Below are 13,991 nucleotides of genomic sequence, written 5' to 3'. Positions count from 1 at the left end.
ATCAGGCGCTCCAGCTATCCAGCCAGTCGCTGCCGGTGACACCTGGCGGCGGTGCCGTCTCGGTGGCGGCGTAAGTGTTCACGTCCTCAAGTCTGGCCGCGCCGAGGTCGTCGTCGTACACCATCTGCCCGGCGAATGAGTTCGACGCTCCCTGATGGTCCTCGGCGATGTTGTGGTAGCCGGCCGGCGTGAAGAAGCCGTGCCCTTCCAAAACCTGCGCGATTTGCTCCTGACTTGGGTAGGTGCCAAGCAGGTCGATGGCCTTCTCGACGGCCGTCGCCCAGGCAGTGACGGCTCCATACCCGCTCATATAGTGTGCCGTTGGGACGGTCACGCTCTCCTGCTGTGTTGCGGCGTCGAACAACTCGCGGCCGGGCTGCCAGTTGCCGAGCGCCGGCAGGCCCCAGTAGTAGTTCCGCGACCCGGAGTAGATGTCCGTCCCGGCCAGTGCATCGCCCGGCACATCGCCGGCCGCGCTGTACAGCGTCGTGCCGAACACTGTCGTGTTCTCGAACATGTCGTTGGCGTTGGCCTGTCTAACGAACGTCGTCACGTCGCCGCCCCACAGGCTGGAGAATGTCACGTCCGGTTCCTCGTTGTTGATCGACGTGATGTGGTTTGCCATGTCGCTGGCCCCGAGTTCCGGGAACCCCTCGTAGACGATTTCGGCGTCAGTGAGTTTCTGAATGGCCTGTGTGAACACCCGCATCTCGTCCTCGCCGAAGGAGTAGCCGGGGTTGACCCCGGCGACAGTCGAGATGTTGTCAGCGCCGATCCGCTCGACGGCCTCCCGGGCCATCGTCACCACCTCCATGATGTCGTAGTTCTGGAAGCGGAAGGAGTAGGTCGGGTCGGGGACCGTCTCCTCATAGAGCGTCGTCACCGTTCCGTCGGTACTGACGTTGATGACCTCGTTTTTTTCGACCTCGGGAGCGATCTGGCTGTGCGTGCCACTGGAGATCGGGCCGAAGGTGACCTCTTTTTCTTCCTCAATGAACTGGTTGTAGCTGTCAAGCGGGTTCGACCCCTCGTTGACCACGTCCAGTTCGATCTCGCGTTGCCCGCCGATACCGCCCGCGTCGTTGATGCGCTGGACTGCGAGTTCGGCCCCACGCTGGGCCTGTATTCCGAGTACGCCCGGTGCGCCCCGTGTGAAGGTCAACAGCCCGGCCTGTATCGGTTCGTCAGAAATTTCGCCACCGGACTGCCCACCCTGGTCCGCCGCCTCGCCGTCGCTCAGCAGCGTCGAGCAGCCAGCGAGCGCTGCGGCGACGGCTGAGCCGCCGACGGCGGAGAGCAGTTGTCGCCTGCCGATACCTTCGCTGTCATGGTCCGTTGTCGTTCGTTTCATAGGTGTGTCCCAATACGCCCCGGACGAGTCCGAGGAGGCTGGTCACGCGGTGTGTGCCACGCTCACAGGGATGACTAAGTCTTCCGACGTAACCCACGAATAACGGGAGGTTTACACGTAAACCACGACGCCGGTGAGATGACGGAACAGCGTTCTCGGGCCGGACTGCGGGCGCGTCACAGCAGCCAGTCGGGTATACATGTCAACCCGCCCCTATTCGGAGATGACTGGAGAACGTGTGACTGAATGGCATCCAGCACCTCTCACGAACGGCTCGAAGTCGAGCCGATCGACGAGTCTTCGATCCTGTTCGTCGGCGACGACCACTACACGAGCGACACCGTCTGTCTGGTGACCGGCGGCGGGTCGGGTATCGGCCGAGCGACGACGCTGGCGATGGCCGCCAACGGGGTGACCGCCGTCGCCACGGATATCGACGCGGACGGCCTCGCGGAAGTCGCGGACACAGCGGCGGACCTCGACCTCGATGGAACCGTCGAGACGGTGACCGGTGACCTCACTAACGACGCGGATATCGAGTCCATCGTCGAGACTGCCGCCTCTCATGGCACCGTGCGCTACCTCGCCAACATCGCCGGTCTCCAGCACATCGACGCCATCGAGGACTTCCCGATGGAGAAGTACGACCAGATGCACGACGTGATGTTGCGCGCCCCGCTCGCACTTTCAAAGCGCGTCATCCCGCATATCCGCGGGACTGACGACGGCGTTGGTGCTATCGGAAACATGGCGTCGGTCCACGGCCACTACGTCACCTCGGACAAGGTGGCTTACAACGTCTCGAAGTTCGGTCTGCGGGGGCTGACACAGTCTATCGCCGCCGAGGGTGGTGACGGCCTCCGCGGCTTCTCTATCAGCACCGGGTACGTCAAGACGCCGCTGGTCGTCGACCAGATTCCCGACACCGCCGAGCAACGGGGCATCAGCGTCGACGAGGTCATCGATGACGTGATGCTGGGACAGGCCCGGGTCAAGGAGATGATGGACCCCATCGACGTGGCGAACCTCTTCGTATTCGGCTTCTCGACCCACGCCGACCACCTCAACGGCGGAGACCTGCTGTTCGACGGCGGCATGACGACGACTTACGAGTGAGACTGTGGTGTGTGGATATACACTGTTTCTCCGCCACCCACGAACGGACCGGCACCGGGTCACCCCGGCAAACACACGGACGCATCGCGTACCGGACGGCGGTACCAGTTTATACCAGACAGACAAACACTACGGAACACTGACGCAATGAGCGAGCAAAACCACGTAGACTCCATCGTCCACGAACCGAGCCATTCGTTCGTCGAATCGACGAACGTCTGGGAGTTCATGCAGGAATACGACATCGACAACTACGACGAACTCATCGAGCGAACGACCACAGACCTACCTGAGGAACCCGACTCGGGCGTCGAGTGGTTCTGGGACCTGCTCCCGGAGTACCTCGACATCGAATTCTTCGACGCATACGATCAGGTCCGGGACAACAGTGAGGGGCCGCAGTTCACCGACTGGTACGCCGGTGGGACTATCAACGCCGCCCACAACGTCCTGGACCGCCACGCAGCGCGGGACAGCCCCACTCGAAACACAGTCGCGCTCATCTGGGAGGGCGAGCCCGGCGACGTGCGGGACATTACGTACCACGAACTGAATCGACAGGCCAGCAAGGTAGCGAACTATCTGGAATCCGTCGGCGTCGGCACCGGCGACACCGTCGGCCTGTACATGCCGATGGTCCCCGAAGTCGCGTCGATACTGTACGGCTGTCTCAAGGTCGGCGCGATCGCCGTGCCCATCTTCTCCGGATTCGGCGTCGACGCGACGGCGACCCGTATCGCGGACGCCGAGTGTTCTGTCCTCTTCACCGGCGACGGCTTCTACCGCCGGGGCTCCGAGGTCCACCTCAAGGGGAGCGCTGACGAGGCAATCAAGCAGGCCGGCGAGGAACTCGGGACGACACCGGTCGAACACACAGTCGTCTACGACCGCCTTGGCGTCGCCGACGACCCCGACGAGACCATCCGCTGGACACGTCGCGACGAGTGGTGGGACGAAGCAATAGAGACTGCTGATGACGAGTACGCGGCTAAGGAACTCCCGAGCAATCAGGAGTCGATGTTGCTGTACTCCTCGGGGACGACCGGGAAGCCGAAAGGAATCGTCCACACACACGCTGGCGCGCTTATGCAGGCAGCCAAAGAGATTTACTTCGGCTTCGACCACGAGCCGAGCGACCGCTTCTTCTGGGTGAGCGACATCGGCTGGATGATGGGGCCGTGGACGCTGCTGGGGAACCACGCTTTCGGCGGCACCGTCTTCATGTACGAGGGCGCGCCGGATCACCCGGAACCGGACCGCTTCTGGGAGATGATCGACCGCCACGACATCACCACGTTCGGCGTCTCGCCGACCGCGGTGCGGGCGCTCCGCAAGAAAGGCGACGAGTGGCTTGAGGGCCACGACCTCTCCAGCCTGCGACTGCTGGGTTCGACCGGCGAACCGTGGGACCCCGAGAGCTGGCAGTGGTTCTACGAGCACGTGGGCAACGAGGACTGTCCCATCATCAACATCTCGGGCGGGACCGAGATAATGGGCTGTTTCCTCATGCCGATGCCGATCCAGTCGCTCAAACCCTGCACGCTGGGCGGTCCAGGGCTGGGGATGGACATCGACATCGTCGATTCCGATGGCGAGTCCATCGCCGACACGCACGAGCGCGGCTATCTGGTCGCTCGGGACTCTTGTCCGTCGATGACCCGGTCGCTCTGGTCGGGCGACGAACGCTACCTGAACGAATACTGGTCGACCTGGGACGACATCTGGGACCACGGCGACTGGGCCCAGAAAGACGAGGACGGCCTCTGGTTCCTCCACGGCCGGGCCGACGACGTGCTCAACGTTGCCGGACGGAAGGTCGGGCCGGCGGAGGTCGAAGGAGCGGCGATGGAACACAGAGCCGTCAATCAGGCCGCCGCCGTCGGTGCGCCTGACGACACCACCGGCACCGCCGTCGTCCTCTACACCGTGCTGGAACCCGGCTACGAACCCTCCGACGGCCTCCGGGAGGACATTCGCGCCGCCGTCGGTGAGGAACTCGGCAAGCCGTTCCGACCCCGTGAGGTATTGTTCGTCGACGAGTTCCCCAAGACTCAGAGCGGGAAGATTATCCGCCGGGCCATCGCCGGCGTCTACCGCGGCGAGGACCTGGGCGACATGTCCAGCATCGAGAACCCCGCGGCGCTGGACGAGATCCGCGAAGCGTCGTAATCAGCTCCCGACGGCATCCTTGGCGGGCTTCTCAAGTCGTAACAGTCCGGGCAGCGCCAGCACCGCCAGAACGACTTCCGTCCCGCCGGCGACGAGGAACGCAACGGGATAGCCGAAGACTCCGGCGACAGTCCCTCCGATGAGGATGCCAGCGAGGAAGCCGACGCTACCGAAGATGTTGAACCCAGCCATCGCAGTGCCGCGCTCCGTCTCGCCGGCGAGGTCCGAGACGAGCGCCATCGTCGCCGGGGCCATCAGTGCGCCGATAACGCCAGTCAGTACCATCCCTGCACCGGCGATGGCCACCGTCGGAGCCTGCCCGACGCCCATGACCGTGAGTCCGTACAGCACCGATCCGAGGACGATAGGAACAGTACGGCCAATACGGTCAGAAAGCACGCCGAAAGGATACTGCAGCAGGGCGAACGGGGCGAAAAACAGCGCAAGCATGATCCCGGTCTCGCCAGGCCCAAGTTCGAACGTCTCCCTGAAATACAGGGTTCCGACGAGTGCGAAAAACCCCGCAGTGAGTCGGTCGATGAACCCGAAGGCGTACGGCACGCCGAGCGTCGGCCGCTGTTTGAGCCCGGACACGGTCGCAGCCAGGCCCGATCGCCCGTCCGACGGTGCGCGGTCGGTTACGAACAGGGCGGCCACCGCGACAACGAGCGACAGCGTGCTCGCCACGTACAGCGGGAGCGTGGTCTGGATTTCGTACAGTTGGCCGCCGAGTGGCGCACCAAGCGCCGTCCCACTGCCGATAGCGATTCCTGCCGCTCCCATGTTCTTGCCGTGGCCGCCGCCGAGGTCCATCAGCATCGTCATCGCCAGGGAGAACGCGGCGATCGTAGCCCCACCCTGAAGCACTCGCAAGACCAACACGCCGATAAACGGGAGCGAGACCGTTCCGGGAAGCCACGCGATGAGGGCATACAGAACTGCGCCTGCGCCCGCCCCGCCGGCGATGTACGGTGTACGCCGTCCGGTGGCGTCACTGAGTACGCCCCACACGCCGGCGAAAACGACGAACGCCCCGAACTCAGCGGCGAGAAACCACATACTTGCGTTCAGGTCCGTCGTCGCACCCAGCGACTGGACGAGTCTGTCGACGCCCGGATACAGTAAGACCTGCGCCAGTAACACGGCGAAGATAACGCCCGCGAGAACGCCCCGGTCTGTACGGTTCGTCACAGACAACCATACAGCGAGCCGAAAAAAATAGATGTCGGACGAAAATACGGCACGCTACTCGTCAACCACTACAACTACCGATGACAGAACAGCGCGTCCGCTACCCGGCCAATCCGCGTTACTCAGCGCCGTGGGGCGGAACGAAACCGCAGTTCGAACAGCCGTTGTGCTTCGTCGTCTGGTAGCTCAATTCCGCCCCGCAGTTCGGACAGTTGTACTGATCTGAACTCATTCACGTACTGGTAGTGTTCGACAGTACCTAAACCTTTTCTCGACAATTGTCTATGGCGCTTTTTCGGCCGGGTTACGGGATGTAGCGAGGCTTAGACTGTAATCCACCAGCTTGTGGGACGGATAATTACATCATTCAGAAAAGATGAACAAGGGTCTAAAACGAGCGTTGGCCGACGCTTGTAGCCGTTGCCACGCATATACCGGCAGCCGTGTCCGCTCTATGCGCCCGACCACACCGCATCAGGGATTGCTGCCGGCGCAGCCTACATCGACTTCTGTCGAAGTCTTGGAGTGGCAATACTCCGGCCGTTAGCAGGCTCTGAGTTCCGCTACTGGAGACCGCCCGTTTCGGTCGACAGGCGGATTCGGCTGTGTACTTATGTCTGGTGTGGCGAACGCCGCTACTGAGACAGCAAGAGAAACAGCGATACGGAACCGGTGTCGTTCCGTGGCCGTTTACATGTAGCCGAGGTCGCGCAGGCGCTCCATCAGGTCTTCCTTGTCCTGGGCGCGGCCGGCGCGCTCGGTCGTGTTCGCCATGTCCTGCAGCCAGGCGGGCTCCTCGGCGGACTTGTCGGTGCTGACCTCGCTCCCGAGCGAACGGAATCCAGCGAAGTACTTCGGCGAGACCGGCACGTCTTCCTTCTCGATGCCCTCGGGGAGGTCGTCCTGACCCTGTGGGACGTAGCCGTCGTCCGGGTAGCCCTCGACCGTGTCCGGGACGACGAAGTTCCAGAAGGCCTCCCACACGTCTGCTTCCGCGAACTGGAGGATCGACTGGATGCGGTCGTGCGGCGGGTAGATGTCCGGGTCGTGACGCGGCGAGAAGAACGTCTCGTCGGCGCGGGACTCCTGCTCGTCCCAGCGGATGCCCGACAGGATGCCGTCCACGTCGTGTTCCTCGATAGTGTCGTTGAGCGCCACCGTCTTCAGGAGGTGGTTACCGACGTAGGTGTCCAGCAGGAACGGGAACGTGTCCTCCTCGTATTCGAGGATGTTCCGGATGTGGTGCTGGTTGTGCTCGGAGAGTTCGTCGACGGGGATGTCGTCACCCGGTTCGAGACCGTTCTCGTCGACGTAGTTGCCCACGTCTTCGTTGCGGGCCCAGATGACATCGAGGTCCCACTCGTCGGCCCAGTGCTCGACGAAGTCGATGAGTTCGTCGAAGTGCTGGTAGTGGTCGATGAAGACGACTGGCGGAACTTCGAGGTCGAAGCGCTCGGCGACTTCCTTGACGAAGTACAGCGTCAGCGTCGAGTCCTTGCCGCCAGTCCACATCACGACAGGGTTCTCGTACTCTTCGAGGCCGGTCTTCGTGACCTCGATAGCCTTCTCGATCTTGTGGTTGACGGTCGGGTACTCTTCGGGGTCTTCGCCTTCCCCGTCAGTGTAATCAACGTCCAGATAGTCCGGGAACTCTGCTGATTCGGACATAGTGTAATGAGATATAATTACGAGTGCCAAGTACTTTTTGGATGGTCGACAGGTGTGTGAGGCGGTGGCAAATAAAATGACGGCCGCGTCCGTTCCGGTCACTCGGGTTTTTTGCTGCCGGCGCAGAAGGTGTGGTATGGACGACCGCCCAACCCTCCCGGCCCGTCTCTTTCACCGCTGGCTGTTGCGCTATGTCCCTGTAGCCGCGCTGATCCTGATCGTCAGTGGACTGCTCGGGTACGGGCTCGGCAGCCAGGTCCCCGCAGAGTGGCTTCAGAACCCCGGAACGACCGGCGAGAATCCATTTATGCCGGCTGAGCTAACGACAGTCTCACTGACCATTAACAACCTCGGTGCGTTGCTCGTGATGTCGCTCGGTGCGATTTCGCTCGGTTCGATGACGGTTCTGTCGCTCGTCTTGAACGGACTGCTTATCGGTGTTGTCGTCGGTATCGCACTCAAGCAGGTCTCGCCCGTCGTCGTCGCTGCGCTCATCGTCCCACACGGGCTTATTGAGGTTCCCGCACTGCTCATCGTCGCCGCCGTTGGACTGCGGTTCGGATGGCGCACGATACAGTACATCCGCGGCCGTACGAAGGAACTGGTCACTGGACAGGATATCCGAGAAGCGGGATGGTTGCTTGCGACAGCCGCCGTGCTAATCGTGATTGCTGCCTACATCGAAGCGAACCTCACCATCGAAATCGCGTCACGATTTACCGACGCTGATCTCTCGGGCCTCACGCTGGCGTAGCGGTCTAAGCCGTTTGCTATTCGCTATTGAGCTACGGCTCGACAAAACTGAATCCGTGACTGGACGCTATGCGGGCCGCGTTACGAGATGAACTCGTTGTCGCGCCAGTTGACGCCCTCTTCTTCCTCGCCGTCGCGGGGTTCCTCTGCAACGTTGATCGCAGCGGGCCGCTCTTCCCCATCGACGATGCGGACAGCTTTGAGTTCCTCGTCGACCGCCGCAATTGCTGTCAACGTGCCTTTTTCTGCGACTTTCGCGACCTCACACAGGACCTCGAACATCGCGTACTGGAGTGCGGTGTTCTGGAGCACGGTCTCGCGGTCGCCCTTGAAACAGGCGTATTCGACGAGTTCAGACTCGATCTCTTCTTCTTCCTCTTCGAGTGCGCCCCACTGGGGGCCACCGCCAGAGCTTCCGGTACTCGCGGCCCCGGGTGGACCCATCTCGTCGGGGTCCTCCTCGTACACCCGGTTCTCGGTGACGCTGGCCTTGAGTTGGGCCGTTGGGGTGTACTTGCTCATGGAGTCGTCCTTGGCGACGGCGCTGACGATTAGCGTATTATTTCGACGAGTAATGTCGATGTCAGCGATTTCAGGTGGAAGGTCCGGATCCTCGAAGAAATCGTAGGCGTCTTCCAGTGGCAGTTCAAGTGTCGAGTGAAGTCTGTATACGCGGCTGGTCATGGTTGGGGAAGCGTGTCTCAGTCGTCGAAGGCCGTCCGCTGACGCTGTAGTCACTACTCCTTAGGGGCCACTTGCTTATATGACCTGTCCTTCATTCGCGGTTTCACCGCTCTATATCAGGGAATCTTTCAGGCGTATGTTAAAGGTGTTTAGCGATATTCTAGTAGGCCATATGTTACGGGTATTCAGTGGCTACTAGTCGTCCGCTGGTGCAGGGTCGCCGTCCTCCGGGCTGACTTCCCCTTCGATACTGGGTGGGTACTTCCCGCGGTCGAGTTTGAGGTCCGACTGCGGCCGTGCCATGCAAGTCAGCGCGTAGTTCTCTCGCTCCCGATCGGTCAGACCACGGGCAGCAGGCTGGGTGACCGACCCCTCGACGATTTTCGCCGAACAGGCCAGACACATCCCCACACGACAGGAGTACTCCTGAGCGATACCCTCCTCGATACACCGGGAGAGAATCGTCTCCTTCTCGGAGACGGTAATCTCCTCACCCGTCTCCACAAATGTCACCGTATGCTCGGTCATGCTCGGCCATTTGATACCCCCCAGCAAAACTCTTTATCACCGCTGTCCCGGAGTGAAACGGACTGCTATCCGTCGATGCCGCATCAAACACCCGTCCGTCGCGAGAAATTGTTCCAGCAGTCCGTCTGAAACCCGTAGCGGAATAATTTTCTCTCTCCGGGCAGGACGAGAGTGCATGACCACACACCAGGACGGCAACGCCGGCGGAGAGTCGGCGACGGCACGGACCGTTTCCGTGGACGTTGTCGTCGTCGGGGCCGGAACATCCGGCTGTTACGCCGCCGCGACTATCGCGGATGCAGGCTACGACGTCGTCGTCGTAGAGCGAAAGGACGAGACGGAAGCCGGCCACATCGCCTGTGGGGACGCACTGAAGGGAGCCAGCGACTTCCCCGACGCGATTCCGAAGTCCCAGCTCGAACCGGCCTTTACCAACACGGATGTCGACCACGGCCGCTTCGAGATACCGCAGGAGGACACTGTCCTCGAAATTCCCGTTCCGGGCGAACTCGCTGTCATCGATCGCTGGGAGTACGGTCGCTGTCTCATCGAGGGTGCATCCGATAGCGGCGTGGAGTTCCACTACGATACGGTCGTTCAGGACGTGCGACAGGACGACAGTGGCCGTGTGACCGGGGTGAAAGCCATGCGGAAGGGCGACCCTGTCACGTACGAGGGTGACATGGTCATCGACGGGGCCGGCGCACTGTCAATCCTGCAGGACAAAACCGACCTCGAGGACGCGACCTTCGATACGAACGTCCAGTACTCGCAGTTCTGCTCGGCATACCGGGAGATTATCGAGGTAGACGAGCCGGTCGAGTGGGACGACGCGCTCGTGTTCAAGCCGACCGAGCGCTCTGCCGGGTACCTCTGGTACTTCCCACGCACGGACACGGAGATCAACGCCGGTCTCGGGTTCCAGATGAACGAGGAGCCGATGGAGCTGGTCGACGACCTCAAACGCGATCTTCAGGGCCGTAGCGAGTTCGAGGGCGCGGAGGTACAGGATAAACTCGGCGCTGCACTGCCGACGCGTCGGCCGTACGACTCGGCCGTCGCGCCCGGGTTCATGGCCGTCGGCGACGCTGCTGGACACGTCAATCCGACGACCGGCGGTGGGATCGCCGGTGCAGCCTATGCCGGAACCTACGCCGCCGAACAGGCTATCGAGGCTATCGAGTCCGGCCGAACGGACGACGAAGCCGCGCTCTGGGAGTACAACGAGCGCGTGATGGACCACTTCGGGGCCCGGTACGCTGCGCTTGACGTGTACAATATCTTCACCACTGCCTACGATGTCGACGATCTGATGGCGTTGCTGGCTGCACTGCCCGGCGAGAAGCTCGCCGAAGCGCTGTACGGCGGCTCGACCAGCATCGGGCTCGGACTCAAGCTCAAGATGGCCGTCAAGAGCATCGGCCACCTCGGGACGATCCGGGACCTTTACCAGACGAAGAAGGCCGCCGACCGGCTGCTGGATCATTACGAATCCTACCCCAGCGAGCGTTCCGGCTTCGAGTCCTGGCAACGCGAGCGTGACTCGATTATGGACGATATCTACGAAGTCACTGGGGCAGAGCCCAAGTACTGATTCGGCGGCTCGGTGCGTTTTTCGGTTGGTTTTGATCTTTTGGCATGAGTTCGCTAAGGGCAGATGTAGCGTTTTGAATTCGGTCTGGATAGTAGTTGAGTAACACATAAACTATAATTCTGAACGACAAGTTTTATTGTTCGACAACGTGATATCAAAATGAAGTCACTCTGGGGTCGGTCGACCGGGGGGTCACCGAGACGGAGACAGCGTGTCGACCGTCGCCCAAGTGGGGGTCAATCATGCTAGCACGCAGATTCAAATCCGACGATAGTGCAGTCTCGCCAGTTGTGGGAGTTATACTAATGGTTGCAATAACGGTGCTGCTGGCGGCGACAGCAGCGACGTTCTTCCTCGATTTCGGTTCCGGGAATCTCGGCCAGAGCGCGCCACAGGCAGCGTTTTCGTTCAATTACGACTCTGAGGGTCCCGACACCCTGACAATTGAGCACCGGAGCGGTGACTCGATCCAGGCCGGAAATCTGTACATCACCGTTAGCGGGGCTTCAGGCGCCAACGGACAGCACGATCTCTCGAGTCTCAGCGGCGCGCCGTCGGCTGGTTCGGAAATCACAGCCGGGTCGCAGGTGACGTTTTCCAAGACGTCGGACCTTTCTGACGCCACGGTCACGCTAAACTGGAAGTCGCCGGATAGCGGCAAATCAATTCAGCTCGCCAGCTGGGAAGCGCCGTAGCGTCGTCACTTGCTCAGTTGGCTGATTGCTTCGCTGATGACATCGATACCGATTGCCAGCGAGTCCTCATCGACATCGAACGTCGGTGTGTGGTGGCCGCCGGGGTGATCGGTTCCGATGCCGACGAACGTCGCCGTTCCGCCGTGATCTTGGACGCGGTCCATCAGGTACGTCGCGTCCTCGCTCCCGCCGAGGTCGTCGGTTCGAAGACGGCTGGTAACGCCGGAAACCGAGTCTGCCGCGTCGTACACCACATCCGCGAGCGCGTCGTCGCTTACCGCACTCGGCGCTTCTGCGGTCGTCTCGATAGCGACTTCACAGTCGTGCATCTCTGCGGCCGACGACATGACGGTGTCCGCCCGCTCGCTCATGTATTCCTTGAGCGGGGTCGTTTCACCACGGACTTCCCCTTCCAGTGTCGCTTCCCCGGGGACGATATTCGTCGCTGTCCCACCCTCGACAACTCCAGCGTTGACACGCGTTGCGCCGTCGCCGTGCCGGCGAATCGCATGGAGGTTCTGGACAGCGGTTGCGAGGGCCTGCACAGCGTCCCGTCCCTGTGCCGGATGCCCGCCGGCGTGCGCTGTCTCACCGGAGAATGTCGCCTCGAACTGTCGAACGGCGAGGAAGCCGCCGACGCCAGCGACGATCTCCCCGGTCGGATGGTCGAGACCGATATGTATCGCCAGCAGGTGGTCCACATCATCGAGATGACCGCTCTCGGCGACGGCCTTCCCGCCGCCGATGACCTCCTCTGCTGGCTGGAAGACGACTTTGAACGTGCCACGGAAATCGCTCTCTTTCACGGCCTCTAGCACGCCGAGGCCAATCGTCGCGTGAGCATCGTGTCCGCAGGCGTGCATGTACCCCTCATTCGTCGAGCGGAACTCCGCTGTCGTCGGGGCATGTGCCACGCTGTCCGACTCTGGTATCGGCAGCGCGTCGATGTCGACCCTGAGCGCGACGGTCGGTCCCTCTCCCCGTTCGAGTACGGCCAGCGCACCGGTGAAACCACCAGCGGCGGCCTCCAGCACGTCCTCGCGGGCACCGGCTTCGCGGGCCTTCTGTTGCCAGTCTTCGAGTCCGTCGTCGTCGGGGACTGCCATCCGTGCGTCGCCGTCAACGACATCCTGGCCGGTATACAACTGATCGACGCCGATACGCTCTATTTCGTCGACGATACGACTGGTGGTGTAGAACTCCCGCCACGCGGGTTCGGGATAGCTGTGCAGGTCGCGCCGGACAGACCTGAGCCGCTCCTGCTGGGCTTCGTTCATGCCGGCGAAACGGGTCACAGTTACTTATAAGAAACCACAGGCGCGAACGACGGCTCCCCGTCCCTACGATCCGCTGCCGACCTGCGTCCGCTGTTCCACGCCGGCCTCGACGTGGATGGCGTTCGGGAAGGTTCGTTGAGTAACGTTCCGGGCGAACTCCTCGTACCCGACGATCTCTATCGTCCGGGTGTAGACGGTGTGGGTCCAGGAATCGAAGCGGCCACCGTCCGGTCCCAGCGTTTTCGACTGTGGAATCCGCAGTTCCTGTGGTTGCTTCGGATGCGGACCCTTGAGTTCGACCCCCTTCTGCTCAGCGCTCTCTTTGATCTCTGTGACAATGTCCTCAAGGCGATGTCGGTCCCCACTGGTGAAGGTAAGCGTCGTGACAAAGGGCATCTGTAGACGAACACTCAGTCGCGAGTGACAAAAGGCCATCTGTTTCCGTTGTGTCTCCGATATTCTCTTAAGTAGCGGTGTCATAAAATCCGATAATGATAGAGGCCACGAGCGCGGGAGCCATCCTCTTTCGCGATACGCGTGGCCGGCGGGAGTACCTCCTGCTCAAGAGCCGACCCGGCGATTGGGAGTTCCCCAAGGGCGGCGTCGAGGGCGAGGAAGAACTCCAGCAGACCGCCATACGCGAAGTGAAAGAGGAGGCCGGTATCGGTGATTTCCGGCTTTTAGACGGGTTCCGCGAAGACTACGACTACGTGTTCGAGGCGAACGGCAACACCATCCACAAGACGGTCCACCTGTTCGTCGCGAAGTCGTTCGAAGCGTCAGCCGAACTGTCCACAGAACACCGCGACCTGCAGTGGCGCGATTACGAGCAGGCTATCAACACGGTCACGCAGGACGGCCCCCGCGAGATACTCGAACAGGCAGACGAGTTCCTCGACGAGCGAGAAGACGAGGAGTAGGGTAGCGCGGGCGGCACTCAACCGTACTCATGCGTACCGACGAGG

Annotated in this window: 13 protein-coding genes; 6 read left to right on the top strand and 7 right to left on the bottom strand. The window is 61.6% G+C overall.

The genetic code is table 11. The features are described 5' to 3' along the window. Window position 1: 1 nt before the first annotated feature. A complete protein-coding gene (locus C443_RS06175) occupies window positions 2-1,351 on the bottom strand; it encodes an ABC transporter substrate-binding protein (protein WP_005534755.1) in 1,350 nt (449 codons plus the stop codon). A 246-nt stretch (window positions 1,352-1,597) separates the two neighbouring features. Here C443_RS06175 and C443_RS06170 point away from each other — a divergent pair, with 246 nt between their 5' ends. Both C443_RS06170 and C443_RS06165 read left to right on the top strand, forming a co-directional pair. Beyond that, on the top strand, window positions 1,598-2,467 hold the full coding sequence (locus C443_RS06170) for an SDR family oxidoreductase (RefSeq protein WP_005534753.1): 870 nt from the start codon (window positions 1,598-1,600) through the stop codon (window positions 2,465-2,467). A 147-nt stretch (window positions 2,468-2,614) separates the two neighbouring features. Continuing rightward, window positions 2,615-4,636: an AMP-binding protein gene (locus tag C443_RS06165; protein WP_005534752.1), complete on the top strand. Its 2,022-nt coding sequence runs from the start codon at window positions 2,615-2,617 to the stop codon at window positions 4,634-4,636. Here the strand turns inward: C443_RS06165 and C443_RS06160 are convergent, their stop codons facing one another. Both C443_RS06160 and C443_RS06155 read right to left on the bottom strand, forming a co-directional pair. Next, a complete protein-coding gene (locus C443_RS06160; RefSeq protein ID WP_005534750.1) occupies window positions 4,637-5,827 on the bottom strand; it encodes an MFS transporter in 1,191 nt (396 codons plus the stop codon). A 690-nt stretch (window positions 5,828-6,517) separates the two neighbouring features. Then, window positions 6,518-7,495: a phosphoadenosine phosphosulfate reductase family protein gene (locus C443_RS06155; RefSeq protein ID WP_005534748.1), complete on the bottom strand. Its 978-nt coding sequence runs from the start codon at window positions 7,493-7,495 to the stop codon at window positions 6,518-6,520. Between the two features lie 136 nt (window positions 7,496-7,631). Here C443_RS06155 and C443_RS06150 point away from each other — a divergent pair, with 136 nt between their 5' ends. Next, window positions 7,632-8,249, top strand: a complete 618-nt coding sequence (locus C443_RS06150) for a stage II sporulation protein M (RefSeq protein ID WP_005534747.1) — start codon at window positions 7,632-7,634, stop codon at window positions 8,247-8,249. An 80-nt stretch (window positions 8,250-8,329) separates the two neighbouring features. Here C443_RS06150 and C443_RS06145 read toward each other — a convergent pair whose 3' ends face one another. Continuing rightward, window positions 8,330-8,932, bottom strand: a complete 603-nt coding sequence (locus C443_RS06145) for a DUF7110 family protein (RefSeq protein ID WP_005534746.1) — start codon at window positions 8,930-8,932, stop codon at window positions 8,330-8,332. A gap of 195 nt (window positions 8,933-9,127) precedes the next feature. Continuing rightward, window positions 9,128-9,460, bottom strand: a complete 333-nt coding sequence (locus tag C443_RS06140) for a 2Fe-2S iron-sulfur cluster-binding protein (RefSeq protein WP_005534745.1) — start codon at window positions 9,458-9,460, stop codon at window positions 9,128-9,130. Between the two features lie 175 nt (window positions 9,461-9,635). Here C443_RS06140 and C443_RS06135 point away from each other — a divergent pair, with 175 nt between their 5' ends. Next, the gene (locus tag C443_RS06135) at window positions 9,636-11,054 is read left to right on the top strand and encodes a geranylgeranyl reductase family protein (RefSeq protein ID WP_005534744.1); all 1,419 of its coding nucleotides are present in this window, start codon (window positions 9,636-9,638) and stop codon (window positions 11,052-11,054) included. A 242-nt stretch (window positions 11,055-11,296) separates the two neighbouring features. Continuing rightward, window positions 11,297-11,749 carry a type IV pilin gene (locus tag C443_RS06130; protein WP_080505457.1) on the top strand — a complete coding sequence of 151 codons (453 nt, stop codon included), beginning with the start codon at window positions 11,297-11,299 and terminating at the stop codon, window positions 11,747-11,749. A gap of 5 nt (window positions 11,750-11,754) precedes the next feature. Here C443_RS06130 and C443_RS06125 read toward each other — a convergent pair whose 3' ends face one another. Both C443_RS06125 and C443_RS06120 read right to left on the bottom strand, forming a co-directional pair. Further along, on the bottom strand, window positions 11,755-13,026 hold the full coding sequence (locus C443_RS06125) for an amidohydrolase (RefSeq protein WP_005534742.1): 1,272 nt from the start codon (window positions 13,024-13,026) through the stop codon (window positions 11,755-11,757). A 63-nt stretch (window positions 13,027-13,089) separates the two neighbouring features. Next, complete coding sequence (locus tag C443_RS06120) at window positions 13,090-13,422, bottom strand: uS10/mL48 family ribosomal protein (RefSeq protein ID WP_005534740.1); 333 nt, start codon at window positions 13,420-13,422, stop codon at window positions 13,090-13,092. Between the two features lie 95 nt (window positions 13,423-13,517). Here C443_RS06120 and C443_RS06115 point away from each other — a divergent pair, with 95 nt between their 5' ends. Continuing rightward, entirely contained in the window at window positions 13,518-13,946 is a 429-nt protein-coding gene (locus C443_RS06115) for a bis(5'-nucleosyl)-tetraphosphatase (RefSeq protein WP_005534739.1), read from the top strand. Window positions 13,947-13,991 lie beyond the last annotated feature (45 nt).

It is taken from the genome of Haloarcula argentinensis DSM 12282, assembly GCA_000336895.1.
GTDB classification, from domain to species: Archaea; Halobacteriota; Halobacteria; order Halobacteriales; family Haloarculaceae; genus Haloarcula; species Haloarcula argentinensis.
The sequence above is the reverse complement of the archived record's forward strand: the minus strand, read 5'-3'. Positions and strand labels throughout refer to the sequence as shown.